Annotated in this window: 11 protein-coding genes; 6 read left to right on the plus strand and 5 right to left on the minus strand. The window is 61.6% G+C overall.

All coding sequences use genetic code 11. The features are described from left to right. Nucleotides 1-72 precede the first annotated feature (72 nt). The 4 genes from JUI81_RS07845 to JUI81_RS07860 form a co-directional block, all read right to left on the minus strand. Complete coding sequence (locus tag JUI81_RS07845) at nucleotides 73-1,164, minus strand: VOC family protein (protein ID WP_204124047.1); 1,092 nt, start codon at nucleotides 1,162-1,164, stop codon at nucleotides 73-75. Nucleotides 1,165-1,248: 84 nt separating this feature from the next. Beyond that, entirely contained in the window at nucleotides 1,249-1,863 is a 615-nt protein-coding gene (locus JUI81_RS07850) for a TetR/AcrR family transcriptional regulator (RefSeq protein WP_019580165.1), read from the minus strand. Nucleotides 1,864-2,098: 235 nt separating this feature from the next. Then, nucleotides 2,099-2,743 carry a TetR/AcrR family transcriptional regulator gene (locus JUI81_RS07855; RefSeq protein ID WP_019580163.1) on the minus strand — a complete coding sequence of 215 codons (645 nt, stop codon included), beginning with the start codon at nucleotides 2,741-2,743 and terminating at the stop codon, nucleotides 2,099-2,101. Nucleotides 2,744-2,745: 2 nt separating this feature from the next. Further along, nucleotides 2,746-4,404 carry a bifunctional 3-(3-hydroxy-phenyl)propionate/3-hydroxycinnamic acid hydroxylase gene (locus tag JUI81_RS07860; protein WP_028941330.1) on the minus strand — a complete coding sequence of 553 codons (1,659 nt, stop codon included), beginning with the start codon at nucleotides 4,402-4,404 and terminating at the stop codon, nucleotides 2,746-2,748. 231 nt (nucleotides 4,405-4,635) lie between these two features. Between JUI81_RS07860 and JUI81_RS07865 the strand changes: the two genes are divergently transcribed. From JUI81_RS07865 to JUI81_RS07885, 5 genes are all read left to right on the plus strand, one after another. Beyond that, nucleotides 4,636-7,536, plus strand: coding sequence for an AAA family ATPase (locus JUI81_RS07865; protein WP_204124150.1), 2,901 nt, complete (start codon nucleotides 4,636-4,638; stop codon nucleotides 7,534-7,536). 276 nt (nucleotides 7,537-7,812) lie between these two features. Continuing rightward, nucleotides 7,813-8,028, plus strand: coding sequence for a hypothetical protein (locus JUI81_RS07870; RefSeq protein WP_019580160.1), 216 nt, complete (start codon nucleotides 7,813-7,815; stop codon nucleotides 8,026-8,028). Between the two features lie 117 nt (nucleotides 8,029-8,145). Then, nucleotides 8,146-9,660 (plus strand): efflux transporter outer membrane subunit, encoded by a 1,515-nt coding sequence (locus JUI81_RS07875; RefSeq protein ID WP_019580159.1) that lies wholly within the window; start codon nucleotides 8,146-8,148, stop codon nucleotides 9,658-9,660. Between the two features lie 30 nt (nucleotides 9,661-9,690). Next, entirely contained in the window at nucleotides 9,691-10,803 is a 1,113-nt protein-coding gene (locus JUI81_RS07880) for an efflux RND transporter periplasmic adaptor subunit (protein ID WP_204124048.1), read from the plus strand. Further along, nucleotides 10,800-13,895: an efflux RND transporter permease subunit gene (locus JUI81_RS07885; protein WP_204124049.1), complete on the plus strand. Its 3,096-nt coding sequence runs from the start codon at nucleotides 10,800-10,802 to the stop codon at nucleotides 13,893-13,895. The genes JUI81_RS07880 and JUI81_RS07885 overlap by 4 nt, the downstream gene beginning before the upstream one ends. Nucleotides 13,896-14,010: 115 nt before the next feature. Here JUI81_RS07885 and JUI81_RS07890 read toward each other — a convergent pair whose 3' ends face one another. Then, the gene (locus tag JUI81_RS07890; protein ID WP_096479947.1) at nucleotides 14,011-15,018 is read right to left on the minus strand and encodes an aldo/keto reductase; all 1,008 of its coding nucleotides are present in this window, start codon (nucleotides 15,016-15,018) and stop codon (nucleotides 14,011-14,013) included. A gap of 92 nt (nucleotides 15,019-15,110) precedes the next feature. Here JUI81_RS07890 and JUI81_RS07895 point away from each other — a divergent pair, with 92 nt between their 5' ends. Further along, nucleotides 15,111-16,010, plus strand: a complete 900-nt coding sequence (locus JUI81_RS07895; RefSeq protein ID WP_204124050.1) for a LysR family transcriptional regulator — start codon at nucleotides 15,111-15,113, stop codon at nucleotides 16,008-16,010. Nucleotides 16,011-16,029: the final 19 nt, after the last annotated feature.

A 16,029-nucleotide genomic window follows, 5' to 3' on the forward strand; every position in this document is an offset into this window, starting at 1 on the left:
CCTGGAGCAGCGTTTGTCCCGCCCGCGGCGGCGCGAGATCTGTGGTGTTGTTCTGTGGAAAGGCTGGCAGCCCTACCCGAACATCCGCATGAGTGTTACCAGCTTGCGAAGGGTCAGGTCGGGGCTGCGTCGCAGGTTCCGGATCAGCGCACGCAGCTTGCTCAAACTCATCCTGGGTTTTGTAAAGCTCTTGGGCATGCGCTGCCCCCACTGCGCCATTGCCTCGGGGCTTACGGGATGAATACCCGTAGGCTGTGCGGCCGTGAACACATCCCCGTCGCAGTAATGCTCGTGCTTATCGCCCCAAGGGTCTTGCCAGTAATCGAAGATCTGACTGCCCAGAATGTGTCGACCGATTCCCCATGAGTGCTCCCAACCGCGCTCGCGCAGGACGCGCTGCCCCATTCCCACCGCATCGGCATCGACAACCTCATAGGCGCTATGGCTATAGGTGGCCATGAACCCTTGCGCTATCGCGAGCGTATGGTGAGCCGCGGGAACTTCACCGAGGTCAAGGCGCATGAAAGTGACGATAGGTGTGCCATCGGGGAGCACCTGCACATCGCTGGGAATAAACCCGAAGTGCTTGGTGTACCAGGCACAGGTCGCCTGGTAGTCGGCCACTTCGATGACGATGTGACCGAGTCTGAGTACTTCAGGGGGAGCGATCGGCGGACGCTGCGTGGCGTTGATTCGCGGTTGCTCGTGCGCCAGATTCCAGGCAAGAGGCGCTCTGTGTACCAGCGTTTTACCTGGAATCTGCTCGCAAACAGCTTCCACGATGAAACCGGAAGGATCGGTCAGCCTGACGTAATACCCGCCACCAGGATGTTCCGATTTTTCTACCGCTGAGGCGCCTGGGATGCGCGTTAGTTTTTGCAGCTCCTTGAGCGACTCGACTGCCAGTGCGAACCCGACAAAACGTGCCTGTTCTGCACGATGGACTCGGTAGCAGTACGCAGTGGGGTCGGTGGCGCGCAGATAAAGCGTATCGGCGTCCTGCTGACTGACTGTCAGGCCGAAATCGGTCAAAAACCGCGCCGCCTCGTTCAAGTCCGGCCGCTGAAAGATCAGGTGAGTCAGCCCCTGGGCCTTCACCGTCGGCTGCGGATGCCGGGCGGGTTGTTGCGTTGCCAACCGGTGCAATTGGTTTTTGTTGTTCATTGTTCTTGTTTTCCGGGTTTTTAGGGTAAAGCCGTCCCCGCGCCCCTGAAAATCCAGAGGCGTTTAGTTGAATCGGCTTACGAACTAGTCGAGAGAAGGAAGTGTTGGCAGCTCTGTAGTCGCCAGCGCACGGGCCTCCTCTGGTGCCACACCCAATGCCCGCAGCACCAGCTCGGCCGTGTCAGAGCCCGATTCGCGCCACGTTCTATGCCCTTCCAGCACCAGGAAAATCGAGCCCAGCACACTGCTCGATATCAGCGTCAAAACTGAGAGCAATTGCTCCTGCGCAAACGTGTACCGCCCACTGGCAAGTCCACTTAGAAGATCGGTAGTCGCCTGGCTGCTGAACATTTCACGCAACGAAGCATTGCTCATGGCGAACTTATGGATGAACGCCCCCCAATGGGAGTCCTCATGAGCGCGACGAATGAAGAGTCGAATGCCATTGGCAAGACGCTGAGCCGGATCGGTGAGAGCGTCGAAGCTCTTGTTGACGCGCTCATGCATCTCCCTGGCGAGATGGCTGGCAACTGCCTCGAACAGGTTTTCCATGCTGTCGATGTTGCTGTAGATCGTTCCGCGCGCTACTCCTGCCTCTTGTGCGAGGTCAAGGATGTTCACCTGGGAGGTACCTCTTTCAGCGAATAGGCGGAAAGCGGCTTGATGAATGCGGCGCTGTGTCGGATTCAGGGATTCCACGTTCTCTCTCCAAAATTACCTTATGAGTCAATTGAACACGCGTGTTCAGCTGCAGTCAACAAAGTTTTTTGAATCAAGAATGAAACCATCCAGGAAAACCGTTCTATGCCGCATAAAAACGGATTCCTCGAATGTTTTTTCAAGGTCCACGAAAAGATTTGGAGTTCTATTCACCAACAAAAATGAACATGAATGTTCAGCAGAAGGCCTGGCGAATCGAGAATGATATCAGGGGCTAAGGTAGCGGCTTACCGGCGATTTTCTTGGCTCTGGCCGGTGTTACGCCCAGAGCCTTGAGAATCATCTCGGCGACCAGCAGATCGTGCTCTGCCGCCGCACGCCCCTCGACAACCGAGCGCATGGCTCCGGTTGTGCACGATACGACCATGTCCAGGGCGACCCCTTCGTCCTCATAAGCGAAAGTGCCCGCGCGCAGACCTTCACGCAGGTCACCCAGCACATGATCAGCCAAACGCGAACGCATGGCCTGATCGGAATGGATGATGCGCAGAAGCGCGTTAGCCCATTGATGGTCGTAGGCAGCCCGACGGACGAACATGCGCACGCCGATCGAAAGCCGCTGTGCGCCGCAATGCACGTCCGAGCTCAAGGCGGAAATGGCATCGGAGAACTCGGACGCCATGGCGATGCCAACGGCCTCGAGCACTTCGTCGCGCGTTCGAAAATAGTTGTAGATGGTGCCGTTGGATACCGCAGCCTCCGCGGCGACCTCGAGCAGTGCAATCTCCCCCACCTCCTTACGTGCGACAAGACGCAATGCCGCGTCCACCAGGCCGCGACGGGTGCGTTCACGCTTCTTGTGGCCTCGAGTGAGAGGTTCTTGCGCAGTTTCTTCTGAAGGAAAAGTGGGGGACGGCATCTTCACGCTCTTAATCGAGGGGGCTCGTTGATGGTAATGGAAACGCTATCGGCAGTGGAATCGACGCTGGCCATCAGGATCTGGCACTCTCGAACCAGACTGTCTGCCTCTGTGCCGGGAGCGTGGTGCATGATGATACGGTCGGGGCGAATCGCAACGAGCGTGCCTTTGGCGGCCAGCGGCAGGATCTCATGGTTCAGGTCTTCGATGAAGTCGCAACCGCTGTCGGAGCGCTGACCACAGGGGCCGATCTGCAAGAAGTGACCGCCCATCTTGATCCATGAAAAGACTTGAGCAGTGCTCAGCAGTGATAACGGGTCAACACCGAACCCGACCAGGGTCAGGTTGTGTCCAAGCGTATCGTCGCTCAGCTGGATCCGCTGTTGTGTGTTGCGCACCCAGGCCTGGGGAAACAGACTGCCGCGAACCAGTTTGTCGCTACGACGATGCTGCATGAACAGACCGTTTTTGAAGATATTCTTCGGCTTGATGTCCAACTGTTCGAAGTATTTTCTGGACGCGGGCGTCAACGCCAGCGTGCGCATCATGCCGTGGATGAAGAAAGCGGCGACCTTGTTTCTCGGCATCACCAGGCGGCCCATGAGTTTCGCCAGATTGATCATCGCCTGGGCATGGGGCCGGCGCTCCACGTCATAGGTATCGAGTATTGAAGGCGCGGCTTGCCCGTGAAGGACCCAAGCCAGTTTCCAGGCAAGGTTGGCGCCATCTCGAAGTCCTGCGACGAGACCTTGCCCGACAAAGGGCGGGGTGATGTGGGCCGCATCCCCTGCAAGGAAGACTCGCCCCTTGCTGAATCGGTTGCAACAGCGCGCGTGGAATCGATACACCGCCTTGCGCTCGATTTCCAGCTCCTGCGGATTGATCCATGGCGCGATCAGCCGGGCGATGCTTTCCGGGCTTTCCAGCTCTTCCCGGGATTCGCCGGGGTGCAGCATGAACTCCCAACGTTCCCTTCCGCCGGGAGCGGGCATGTGCGGTGTCGGGCGCCGTGGATCACAGATAAATTCAACGTGATCGATCGCTGATTGATGCCGGTTCCTGGTATCGACAATCAGCCAATCCTCTGCATAGGTTTGTCCTTCGAATTCCTGGCCAATCAAGGCCCTGACCCTGGAACTTGCTCCATCGGCACCTATCAGGTATCGGGCGCGAACGGAATGCACGTGGCCATCCTGATCCCGTACGGAGGCAACGACACCTTCCGACTCCTCGACCAGATTCTCAAGCTCGAATCCGCCCAGGCTGGTCACTGTCTTCAGTCGGGAGACCTGGTTGCGCATCGCATGTTCAAGATCGGGTTGATAGAACGTCACCAGTTTGGGATGACCGTCGATGCACCCCGCGGTATTGGCCCGACTGAATTGCCCGAGGACCGGGGAATGCATCTTCACTTCAGGGATAACGATCTTCTCGAAAGCGTCTTCCGACAATCCGGCCAGTTGCAGGATGCGAAGCGCCTCGTTGTCCAGGGCAATGGCGCGGGGCATCAGCAGGACCTCATGGGACTTGTCCAATACCAGCGTCTTTACACCATAGCCGCCGAGCAACGCCGCGATTGTCGCCCCTACCGGACCGTTACCGACGACCAGCACATCGACAGCGGTGGAAGGCAATTCGGAACCTTTCTTGTTGTTGTTCATCTCGAGCCCTTGTTGTGATTGAAGTCGTGAGACACGCAGGTCTCATCGTCAGGCAAGGTGAAGGTATGTAAAATTGAAACATTTTTCAATATTGAAATTCTTGTCATTAATTTTTTGGCACCAGTTTCCGACCGACGAGGCTTGGCTTCCGAGCCGATCAGCGTTGTTATTGGAGTGACCACGTGTCTTGCCTCACGGCGCATAACTCTGTTTCAGTTTCAGGAATCCAACGTGGCACGTCCGCAATCCCATCCGAACCCGGTCCAGCTGTGCTTCGTCGAGTTCGAACTCGACGAAACCAACGCCTGCTTGTCACGTAATGGAGAAGCCGTGGCGTTGGCACCAACGCCCTTCATGCTGCTTTGTGCACTTGCACGCCAGCCGGGATCGCTGGTGACCAAGGATGCTTTGCTGGATGAAGTATGGGGACATCGGTTTGTCAGCGATTCAGTGTTGAAGACGGCCATCAGCGATCTGCGCAAGGTGCTGGGCGACGACCCCAGGCAGCCCCGCTTCATCGAGACGGTGTCGCGGCGCGGCTATCGGTTCATCGCCGGGCCATCCCCTGCCCCTTCGATACCGTCTGCATCCACGACGGTGCCAGTGGTCGGCGCGTATCCATCGACACCATTCATTGGTCGCACCGACAAACTCTCAAGACTGCAAAGGGCATGGGAGCGGGCTTGCGGCGGGCAGCGTGCGGTGGTTTGGCTGGCCGGAGAACCGGGAATTGGCAAGACCACGTTGATCGAGCATTTCCTCGCGAGCCTAGGCGGCATCGCCTGTGCCCGCGGCCACTGCGTGGAGCACTACGGCACCGGCGAACCGTACCTGCCGGTGTTGGAGGCTTTGGCCGATCTGTGCCGCAGCGACCCTGCCCTGCCGGCACTGCTGCGCACCGTGGCGCCGACCTGGCTGCTGCAACTGCCGTGGCTGAGCACAGCGCAAGAGCGAGACGCGCTGCGGCGAGAACTTGCGGGCATCGGTCCGGATCGCATGCTGCGAGAAATGGGCGAGCTATTGGACCGCTACACAGAGCAGCGACCGCTGTTGCTGGTGACTGAAGACCTGCACTGGAGCGATCGGGCGACGGTCCAGCTCATCGACTATGTGGCGCGTCGGCGCGGCCGCACACGACTTATGTGGCTGTCGAGCTTCCGCGTCGCCGAGGTGGTAGCGCTCGAACATCCGCTCAATTCGTTGCGCCACGAACTGCGCCAACAACGTCTGTGCGAGGAAGTGGTGCTCGATCCGTTCTCGGAAACCGAAGTCGCTGACTACATCGCGCTACGTTCGACATCGCTGGCGCGCGATGAAGCCTTCGTGCGCGCCCTGCACGAGCGCACCGACGGAGTGCCGCTGTTCGTGTCGTCAGTCATCAGTGAAGTGATGGATCCGGCGGACGACGACGCCACCATCGAAGCCCGGCTGGCGGGAATGGCGGTTCCCGAAAACCTCGCGGCCATCATTGATCACTACATCACCAGGCTCGGGCACGAGCAGCGTGCGCTGCTCTCGGCGGCAGCAGTCTGCGGAGTCGAATTTCGGGTCGAGACGGTTTCGCTGGCCCTCGAGCGCGATCTCGCTTGCGTGGCCGACACCTGCGAGGAACTGGTACGCGAGCAGATGTGGCTCACGCGGTCGCGGGTCGCCGAACCTGATGAAATGGCGGAGCTACCCTACTCGTTCCGCCACGCCCTCTTCCGCCAGGTACTGTACGACCGCACGCCGCGCTCGTTGCGCACCCACCTTCATCACCAGGTTGGCGCTGCGCTCGAACACGAACGCATGGCCGGCGTGCCGGTTGCTGCCTCGGAACTGGCGACACACTTCGACCGGGCTCGGCAGCCGATGATCGCGCTGCGTTATTACGCCGAAGCCGCGGAAGCCGCGCTGCTGCACTTCAGCCCGGCGTTGTGCATCGGTCTCACCGAGCGCGCGCTGGTCCTGCTGCGGCAAGCACCGGAAGGGATCGAGCGCGATACGCTCGAAATTACCTTGGCGACGCTGCAGGGCGTATCGGCTTTCCATACGCTAGGTGTCGGCAACGAAGCCAGGAACGCGTTCGAACGCGCGTACACGCGGCTAGCGGAGGTACCCGAGCATCCGATGCGCGGGCGCCTGCTGCATGGCTTCGGCTATCTGCTAGGGCTGCGCGGCGACTATGCGCAGGCGCTGGCGGTAGCAGAGCGCGCCGAAACCCTTTCGCGCGAGGCGAATGATCCAGCGCTCATGCTGGTGGCATGCATCGTACAGGGCGAGGTGCATCATCTTCAGGGGCGCACGCAAGCGACCCGCCATTGGCTGGAGCGCGCGCTCGCAATCGCCGAGCCGCTGGACATTGGGGCGAACGAGATCTTTGCGGCCGATCCTCAGGTCATGCTGCACGGTATGTTGGCCATAGAACTCGTGCGTTCCGGTCTTGTTGTGCAAGGCCGGGACCACATGCAGCGGGCGCGAACCCGCGCGCAGGCGCTTCGCCAGCCCATGACTTGGCTGGTCGCCACCTGGCAAGAGGTGTTGATCGAGGTGCGGATGGGGAACCCTCTGCGGGTGGCAGCGCTGGCTGACGACATGCAGACGCTGGTCGACGAGTATTCTCTGGCACTGGGGCGCACGGCTTGCCGCTGGTGGCGCGGCTGGGCCGAGGCGCGCAATGGCGCACCGCGTGACGGCTATCGCAGCATCCGCGAGGCCTACGACGAACACACCGGACTCGGCATGCGCTCCGGTGCCAGCGAGGTGCTCGGCTACGCCGCCGAGGCGCTGCTGCTGGCGGGTGACTTGAACGCTGCGCAAGTCGAACTACAGGAAGCACTACGAGTGGGGGAAGAACTGGGCGAGCGCGTGTACCTGCCGCAACTGTTGCTGCTGGAGGCAGCGATTGCGCGGATGCAGGACCGGCTCGATGCCGGCAACATCGCAGCGCGGCGAGCGATTGAGGAAGCGCGCACCCAGGCGGCACCGTGGCTGGAGCTGCTCGCGCTGGTCGAGTTGTGCGAGCACCACGACGCGGCTACCGAGGACCGCCGGACCCTGGCGGCGCTGGTTGAGCAATTGCCCGAAACCGATGGAACCGAGCTGGTGAAGCGTGCGCGCTCGCTGCTTCAGGCTACAAAGCCCGTGAATTAAAGACGCAAAACCTGTGGGAGCGAGCCTCTGTGGCGAGGGGGCTTGCCCCCGTTGGGGCGCGGAGCGCACCCGAATCCAGTCACCGCGATTTTGAGTTAGAAAGCGGCGACCGGTTTTACGACTGCTTCGCAGTCGAACGGGGGCAAGCCCCCTCGCCACCGAGGCAGGCTCCCACAAGGGCTGCAGTATTCCCGACCGAAGTACGACCTTTCGCTTACGACTTGACCAGGGGGACGGCCTACGCTGTCGTCGAACTTTCTGATCCCCTGGTCTGCAATGAGCCTGAACCCTGAATCCAAGTACCCGAACCGCCGCTCGTATGTCGTGAAGCTGCGTAGCGACGCCATGCCCGGGGCGCTCGTGGGCCGCCTCGAAAACCTGGTTACCGGACGTCAAAGCGAGTTTTCGTCCGCCGAAGCGTTGCTGGAGTCGATTGACTCCGACCTCGCGTCAGCGACCGGCGAGCACGCGGCAGATGCCGACAGCGAGTGACACCTCCAACCTGAATCAACACTCGATATGGCGACCGAACGGCGACGCTTCGCTGACGACTTCGCACACACCGGGCCCTACGCTGATGCCACCTCGAATCTACACGAGTCCAATCCGATGCCGCGACCTCCAACCTCCCATCCGCTGACCCGCTGCGCCGGGCGCACGCCCCTGCAACATGCCGAACGCCTGCTCGGCGTCGTCGTGGGTGCGGCGCTCGCCGCCTCTATCGCCCTGGTCTTGACCGGTTGCTCCACGGAGACCGCCAAACCGTCGGTGCCCCTGGCAGCCAAGTTCGCAGCAAGCACAGCCTCCGAGATGGAACCCGAAGCCGCGTGGTGGGAAACGTTCAACGACCCGGTGTTGACCGATCTGGTGCGCCGCGCAATGCACGAGAACCGTGATATCAAGATTGCCGCCGAGCGCGTGCGCACCGCTCGCGCCGGCGAGACGATCAGTCGCTCCTGGCTCTTTCCGAGCGTCGGAATGTCCGCCTTCGGCTCCGACAGTAGTAGCGGCTACAGCACGGCCAAGAAGCAGGGAGTTCCGGACACCAAGACCGTCGGCGCAGGCCTGGACGTCTCTTGGGAACTCGACCTCAGCGGACGCCTGCGCGCAGGCGCGGCAGCAGCCGAGGCCGAGGCACTGGCTGCGGAGGACGGCGTGCGTGGCGTGCGTCTGTTGGTAATGAGCGACGTTGCCAGCAACTACTTCACGCTGGTCGGTGCGCTGCGCCAGGCCGAAACGTTACGCGCGATCTCGACCGCGCAGGACGAGACACTGCGCCTGGTTAATGCCCGCCACCGTGTCGGGCTGGCCACCGCCTTCGACGTCGAGCGCGCACAGACCGATGCCGCTTCGGCGCGCGCGCAGATCCCTGCGCTGGAAACCCAGGCGGCTGTGGCGCGGCACCGCATCGCGGTATTGATCGGTGACCAGGCCTTTAATGCCGCGAGTATCCAGCCCTCCCCCGGCAACGTGGTGGCGCCCGCGGCCCGACAAGGGCAGCCCGCCACCCTGCTGCAGCGCAGGCCTGATGTATTGGCGTTGATGGCGCAACTCGATGCCGCCAATGCGCGCCGTCAACAAGCCGCAGCCGAGTGGTTTCCACGGTTGTTCCTCGGGGCATCCTATGGCCGCCAGGGCCTTGAGATGAACGGTCTGGACCTGGGCGCCGCCCGCTTCACCAACGTAGCCGCCCTGCTCACCATGCCGATCTTCAACGCCGGGCGCACGCGCGCGATCAACGAGGTCGCCGAGAGCGGCCAACGTGAAGCGCTACTGCGCGCCGAGGACGGCATTGTGCGCGCGCTCGAGGACGTGGAAAACGCCCTCGTCACCCAGACCCAGGAGCGCCAGCGTGCCCAATCGTTGCAGTCGGCCACCGAGTCCGCGGAGGCTGCGCTGAGCCACGCGCAGTCACTCTACGATAGAGGCCAGATTGATCTGCTGCCGCTGCTGGATTCACAGCGAGCGCGTCTGGCGGCACGCCTGAACGCCAACGAAAGCAACACCCGCCTGCTGCTCGACAGCGTGCAGCTCTACAAGGCATTGGGCGGAGGCTGGCAGGTGTTCGAACACCCCGCCACTCCCACCGCAACCATCGAAGCCGACCGGCCACCACTTTCCTAAGAATCTGTCGTTTTCCAAAGAGGAACCGTCTTGAAGAATTCCCTTACTGCGGCCGGCGCCCTGGCCGTAGCCGTCATGCTGTCCGCGTGCAGCCCGGACCAACCCATCGTGCAGGCACCACGACCGGTTCGCACCGCTGAAATCAGCTACGACAATGCCCGCGATATCAGTCGCTATGTCGGCACCGTACAGTCGCGGCACGAAGTCGACCAGGCCTTCCGCGTGGGCGGCAAGGTCGCCCAGCGCAAGGTCGATGTCGGCCAGTATGTGCACGAAGGCGACATCCTGGCTGTGCTGGATGACAGCGACTACCGCCTCGCCGAAGACGCGTCGCGGCAACAATGGACGGTTGCCGTCGAGCAGACGCGCCAGGCCGATTCCGACCGCCAGCGCCTGACCGCGCTGAAGGCTGATGGCTCGGTCAGTGCGGCCGATGACGAGCGCGCGCAGACCAACGCCCAAACCGCGCATGCAACCGCCGAGGCCGAGGCACGAAAGCTCGAACTCGCGCGCAACCGGCTCAAATACACCGTGCTGCGCGCCTCGCGTAGCGGTGTTGTCACGGCTGTACGCTTTGAGGCCGGACAGGTCGTGGCCGAGGGCCAACCGATCGTCTCGGTTGCGAATCCGGATGAGTCCGAGATCGTCATCGATGTGCCCGAGGATCAGCTGTCGGTCTTCAAGGAGGCGCGTTTCAAGGCTTCGCTGGCCAGTGCACCGAACGAAGTCTTCGATGTCACGCTGCGTGAACTGTCGCCGCAAGCTGCGGCGCAGACACGCACCTATCGCGCGCGGCTCAAGCCGGTGCAGGCGCTGCCACTGGGCGCCACTGCCACGGTAACCGCCGAGCGGATGATGACAAATGTCTCCGTGGCGGCGGTGCCAGCCACGGCACTGACACAAATCGGCGGCCAGCCAGCGCTGTGGGTGGTCACGCCCGAGGGCAAGGGTCCGGCGGGCATCGTCGAACTGGTGCAGGTGGCGGTGTGGGGCTATCGCAATGACGAGGTGCTCGTCTCCGGGCCACAGGCCGGCGCTTTGGTCGTCACCGCCGGGGTGCAGAAGATGGCATCCGGGCTGAAAGTCGCGCTTCCCGGCGCGTCGATTGTTGATGCGAACACCCCGCAGCAGGCCGCCCGATGAACAACTTCAACCTCACCGACTGGGCACTGCGTCACCGCGCCATCGTCCTGTTCATGCTCATCCTCGTCGCGGTGGCCGGTGCCTTCAGCTTCACCCGGCTCGGTCAGCTCGAGGACCCGAATTTTTCCGTGCCCTCCATGACCACCATGGTCATCTGGCCGGGCGCTACCGCCCAGCAAATGCAGGACGAGGTCCTCAATCGCATGGAGAAGAAATTCGAGCAGATCGACAACTTCGAGAAGGTGGTCACCTATGCGCGCCAAGGCTACGCGGGCATGACGCTCACCGTGCGCGGCGGCACCTCCAAGGCTGACCAGCGCGAGGCCTGGTACCAGGCGCGTAAAAAACTCAACGACCTGAGCCTCGAGCTGCCTGACGGCGTGATCGGGCCGATCGTAAACGACGAGTACGGCGACGTGTATGGCCTGATGTACGCCGTCAAGGGCGACGGCATCGGTCACGCCGACCTGTCGGACGCGGCCGAAGACATCAAGCGCCAGATGCTGAAGGTGCCGATGGTCAAGAAGATCGACCTCATCGGCAAACAGGCCAAGCGTGTCTACGTCGAGTTCTCGCACGAGCGCCTGGCAGCGCTGGGCATTACTCCGCTGGCCATCGCCGAAAGCCTCAAGAGCCAGAACGCCCTGTTGCCCGCAGGCCAGATCGACACCCGAGGCGACCGCGTGATGGTGCGCGTAAGCGGCCAATTCGCCAGTGAAGAAGCTATCCGTAACGTGCCCATCACTGCGGGCGGTCGACTGATCAAGCTCGGCGACATTGCGACCGTTACCCGTGGCTTCGAAGATCCGCCCACCTACACGGTACGCCACAACGGCCAGCCAGTGCTGATGCTCGGCATCACGATGACCAGCGACGGCAACATCGTGGACCTTGGCAAGGCGATGAATACGGCAGTCGCCAAGATCCAGTCCGAACTTCCACACGGCGTGGAGCTGGAGCTGGTGGCCGACCAGCCAACCACGGTGAAGGACGCCATCCTGGACTTCGGTCATGCGCTGGCCGAGGCGCTGATCATCGTGATCGCGGTGAGCCTGGCCAGCCTGGGCTGGCGCGCCGGCCTCGTGGTCGCGACCACGGTGCCGCTGGTGCTGGGCGGCGTGGCGCTGGTGATGCTGGCGATGGGCTGGAACCTCGAACGCATCTCGCTCGGCTCGCTGATTATCGCGTTGGGACTGCTGGTGGATGACGCCATCATCGCCATCGAGATGATGGTGGCGAAGATGGAAACCGGCATGGACCGCATAAAGGCGGCCGCCTTCTCCTATCAGTCCACCGCCATGCCGCGCCTGACCGGCGCACTCATCACCGTCGTAGGCTTCCTGCCGATCGGCCTCTCGAAGTCCACCACCGGCGAGTACGCAGGTGGCATTTTCTGGATCGTCGGCGCCGCGGTGCTGTTCTCGTGGATCTGCTCCGGCATCTTCACACCGTACTTGGCAGTGAAGATGCTGCCCAACGATTTGGGCAAGCACCAGCACGGTGATCTGTATGACACGAAGTTCTACCGCAGCCTGCGCCGCCTGATCGACGCCGCCATCGAGCACCGCTGGGTGGTCATCGGCGCGACGTTTGGCGCCCTGGTGCTGGCGCTGGCCTGTATCAAGCTAGTGCCGCAGCAATTCTTCCCTAACAGTTCGCGTCCTGAACTGGTGATTGACCTGCGCGTCAAGGAAGGCTCCTCGTTCGCCGCGACGACCGAGCAGGTCAAGCACATGGAAGAGATCCTGGCGAAGGACGAGGACGTGCGTTTCTATACTGCCTACACCGGCGCCGGCGCACCACGCTTCTATCTCTCGCTCAACCCCGAGCTGCCGAATCCCGGATTTGCCCAGCTCGTTGTGATGACCAAGGACCTGGATGCACGCGAGCGAGTCCGTGCACGGCTGATGACCTCGGCCGACCAACAATTCCCGCAGGCGTGGGTGCGGGTGACCCGGCTCGAGTTGGGCCCCCCTGTCGGCTACCCGGTGCAGTTCCGCGTCGTAGGCCCCGATACCCAAATGGTGCGCCAGATCGCCCGCGAGGTAGAGAAGGTGGTGGCGTCCAACCCGAAGGTGCGTGACCTCCAGCTCGACTGGAACGACCCGGTGCGTACGCTGAAAGTGCAGCTGGATCAGGACAAGGCGAGCGCGCTGGGCCTCACGCCGGCCGACGTGTCGCTGGCGACCCAGACCGTGATGAACGGCGCAACCCTGTCGCAGCTGCGTGAGCACGAGGACCTGATCGACATCGTGGCCCGCGCCGTGCCTGAGGAGCGCTTGAGCCTCGACACACTCAAAGACATCAACCTCTACACGCGCCAGGGCACGGTGGTGCCACTGTCGCAAGTCGCACAGGTGCGCTCGGAACTGGAAGAGCCGGTGCTGTGGCGCCGCAACCGCGACATGGCGATCACGGTGCGTGCCGACGTGAAAGATGGCGAGCAAGGTGTATCGGTGACGCAGCAGATCCGGCCGTTGCTCAAGGAGATCGAAGCGAAACTGCCGTCGGGCTACCGCATCGACGTGGGCGGCGCGGTGGAGGAAAGCGACAAGGCCAACAAGGCGCTGCTGGCGGTGGCCCCGCTGATGATGATCAGCATCCTGCTGCTGCTTATGCTGCAACTGCAGAACTTCTCTCGCATGTGGATGGTGGTACTGACCGCGCCGCTGGGCTTGATCGGTGTGGTGCCGGCGCTGCTGGTGTTCCAGTCGCCGCTGGGCTTCGTCGCGATCCTGGGCATCATTGCACTGGGTGGCATGATCATGCGCAACTCGGTCATCCTGATCGACCAGGTGCAAACCGAGATCGCCGAAGGACGCGACCCGTGGAATGCCGTGCTGGATGCGGCCATTCACAGGACTCGTCCGGTGATGCTGACGGCGCTGGCCACCGTGCTTGCAATGATCCCGCTAACGCGCAGTGTGTTCTGGGGGCCGATGGCAATTGCGATCATGGGCGGTCTTACCGTGGCGACGCTACTGACGATCTTCTTCGTCCCGGCGTTGTACGCCGCATGGTTCAAGGTGGATCGCCAGACGGCCGCTGATACCCCACAGGTACGGGGGAACGCCACGCTCGCTTCTGAGTGATGAGTGTCCCCCACCGTGTGATGGGTAGCATTGCGATCTTGATCGACCGCTCTGCTACCCATCGAACGCCTGCGTTCAGTATGCAAACTGAACACTCATCCTCTTCTTAATAGTGTCAGGCGGCACCAGGGACATTGGTTCCCATGCCCGCCGGCAGGAACGGTCGAATTTCATCGATTTCCGCAGCGCTGAGGCGCAACTCCAGGGCTGCAATCAGCCCGTCTACTTGTGCGCGATGGCGGGCTCCGACAATGGCGCCCGTCACGACCGGTTTGCGAAGAACCCAGGCGATGGCGACCGCAGCAGCGCTCACCCCGTGCCTTTCTCCAATGCGTGCCATGACGTCAACCAATGCCAGGTTCGCACTCAAACGGGGTTCCTGGAAATCAGCACTTCGGGCCTTGCGCCAATCGTCATCGGGCAGTTGCGAGATGCGTTCGCGCGTCATGCTGCCGGACAGTAGCCCTGATTGAAGCGTGGAATAGGCAAGCACACCCATCCCGGCCTGCTCACAGAATGGCAGAACGTCCTGCTCGATGTCCCGCATCAAGGCTGAGTATGGCGGTTGGAGCGAAACGATCTCTGTCACCGCCTGCGCCCGCTTGAGTTGAGCGACATCGAAATTCGATACACCGATCGCGCGGATCTTTCCTTGATCGCGCGCGGCGGCCAAAGCCGAAAGCGCCATTTCAATGCCTTCACTGCTGGCGTCGGCAGGAAAAGCAGGCCAGTGGATCTGATAAAGATCGATGGTCTCGACTTGAAGCCGGCGCAAGCTTGCGTCGATCTCGGCAAGCAAGGATTGAGGGGCCAGTGAATGCGAAATCTTCTTCGTGACCGGGTCCCAGACCAAACTGCCTTTGGTGAACACCAAAGGACGCCGTGAGGCCGGCACCCGCCGCAGCAATTGCCCCACCAGTTGCTCCGCATGGCCCAAGCCATAAACCGCAGCGGTATCAATCCAGTTAACGCCGCGTTCGACAGCATATTCAAGTGCGCCCAGGCTGTCCTTGTCATCCTGCGCTCCCCAACTGTACTCCCAGCCGGTGCCGGCGATTGCCCAGGTTCCCAGGCCAATCGGCGAAATCAGAAAATCCGATGATCCAAGACGATTGTTTTGCATAGCGACCTCTCCACGAATGATGGAGGAAGTATCCGGCAGAGGTCTCATGACGATAAGATAGGTAATCGTATTTGAACTACTGAACAACACTCATGAGTTATCACCCCGATCTCTCTGAACTCGACGCCTTTGCCGCCGTCGCTCGCCATCGCAGCTTTCGCAAGGCCGCCGACGAACGTGGCGTTTCGGCTTCCGCGTTGAGTCACGCAATGCGAGCGTTGGAAGCACGTTTGGGCATCAGGCTGCTGAACCGAACCACTCGTAGCGTGACCCCGACCGAGGCCGGCCAGCAGCTATTGGCGACGCTGGTCCCGAGCCTGCACCAGGTTAACGATGCATTAGCGCAATTGACCTCGATGCAGGAAGTGCCCACTGGCAAACTTCGCCTCAACGTGGCGCGTCCCGCGGCTCGCATCGTGTTTGCGAAAGTGCTGGCGCCCTTCGTGGCCAGGTATCCACGTATTCAGTTGGACCTGATCACCGATGATGGATTGACCGATATCGTCAATGAGGGATTTGACGCTGGAGTCCGCTTTGGTGAAAGCCTGGCCGGTGACATGATCGCAGTCCCTGTCGGCGCACCTCAATCGTTCGTGACCGTTGCTTCGGATGCTTACCTGGCCGCGAAGGGAACCGCGCACGTCCCCCGCGACTTGCTCGACCATGCGTGCATTGCCAGGCGTTTTCCCAGTGGCAAACTTTACGCCTGGGAGTATCAAGCCGACGGTCAACCGATACGATTGTCCGTCACCGGCCCGCTGATTCTGGAAGACGATGGGCTGATGATCCAGGCAGCGAAAGACGGCGCTGGTATTGCCTATGTCTACGAGGAGCTGGTGCGCGACGATCTCCGGAACGGGCATCTCAGAGAAATACTCCAGGAGTGGAAAGCACCGCCCAGCCGGTTCTTTCTTTACTACTCAAGCCGGCGCCATGTGCCACCCGCCTTGAAAGCGCTCATCGAATTTATCAGAGCTCGCGAGGCTGCGTAGCCGTCGTAAAATCAGCACT

It is taken from the genome of Pseudomonas sp. 008 (assembly GCF_016861935.1).
Taxonomy (GTDB): domain Bacteria; phylum Pseudomonadota; class Gammaproteobacteria; order Pseudomonadales; family Pseudomonadaceae; genus Aquipseudomonas.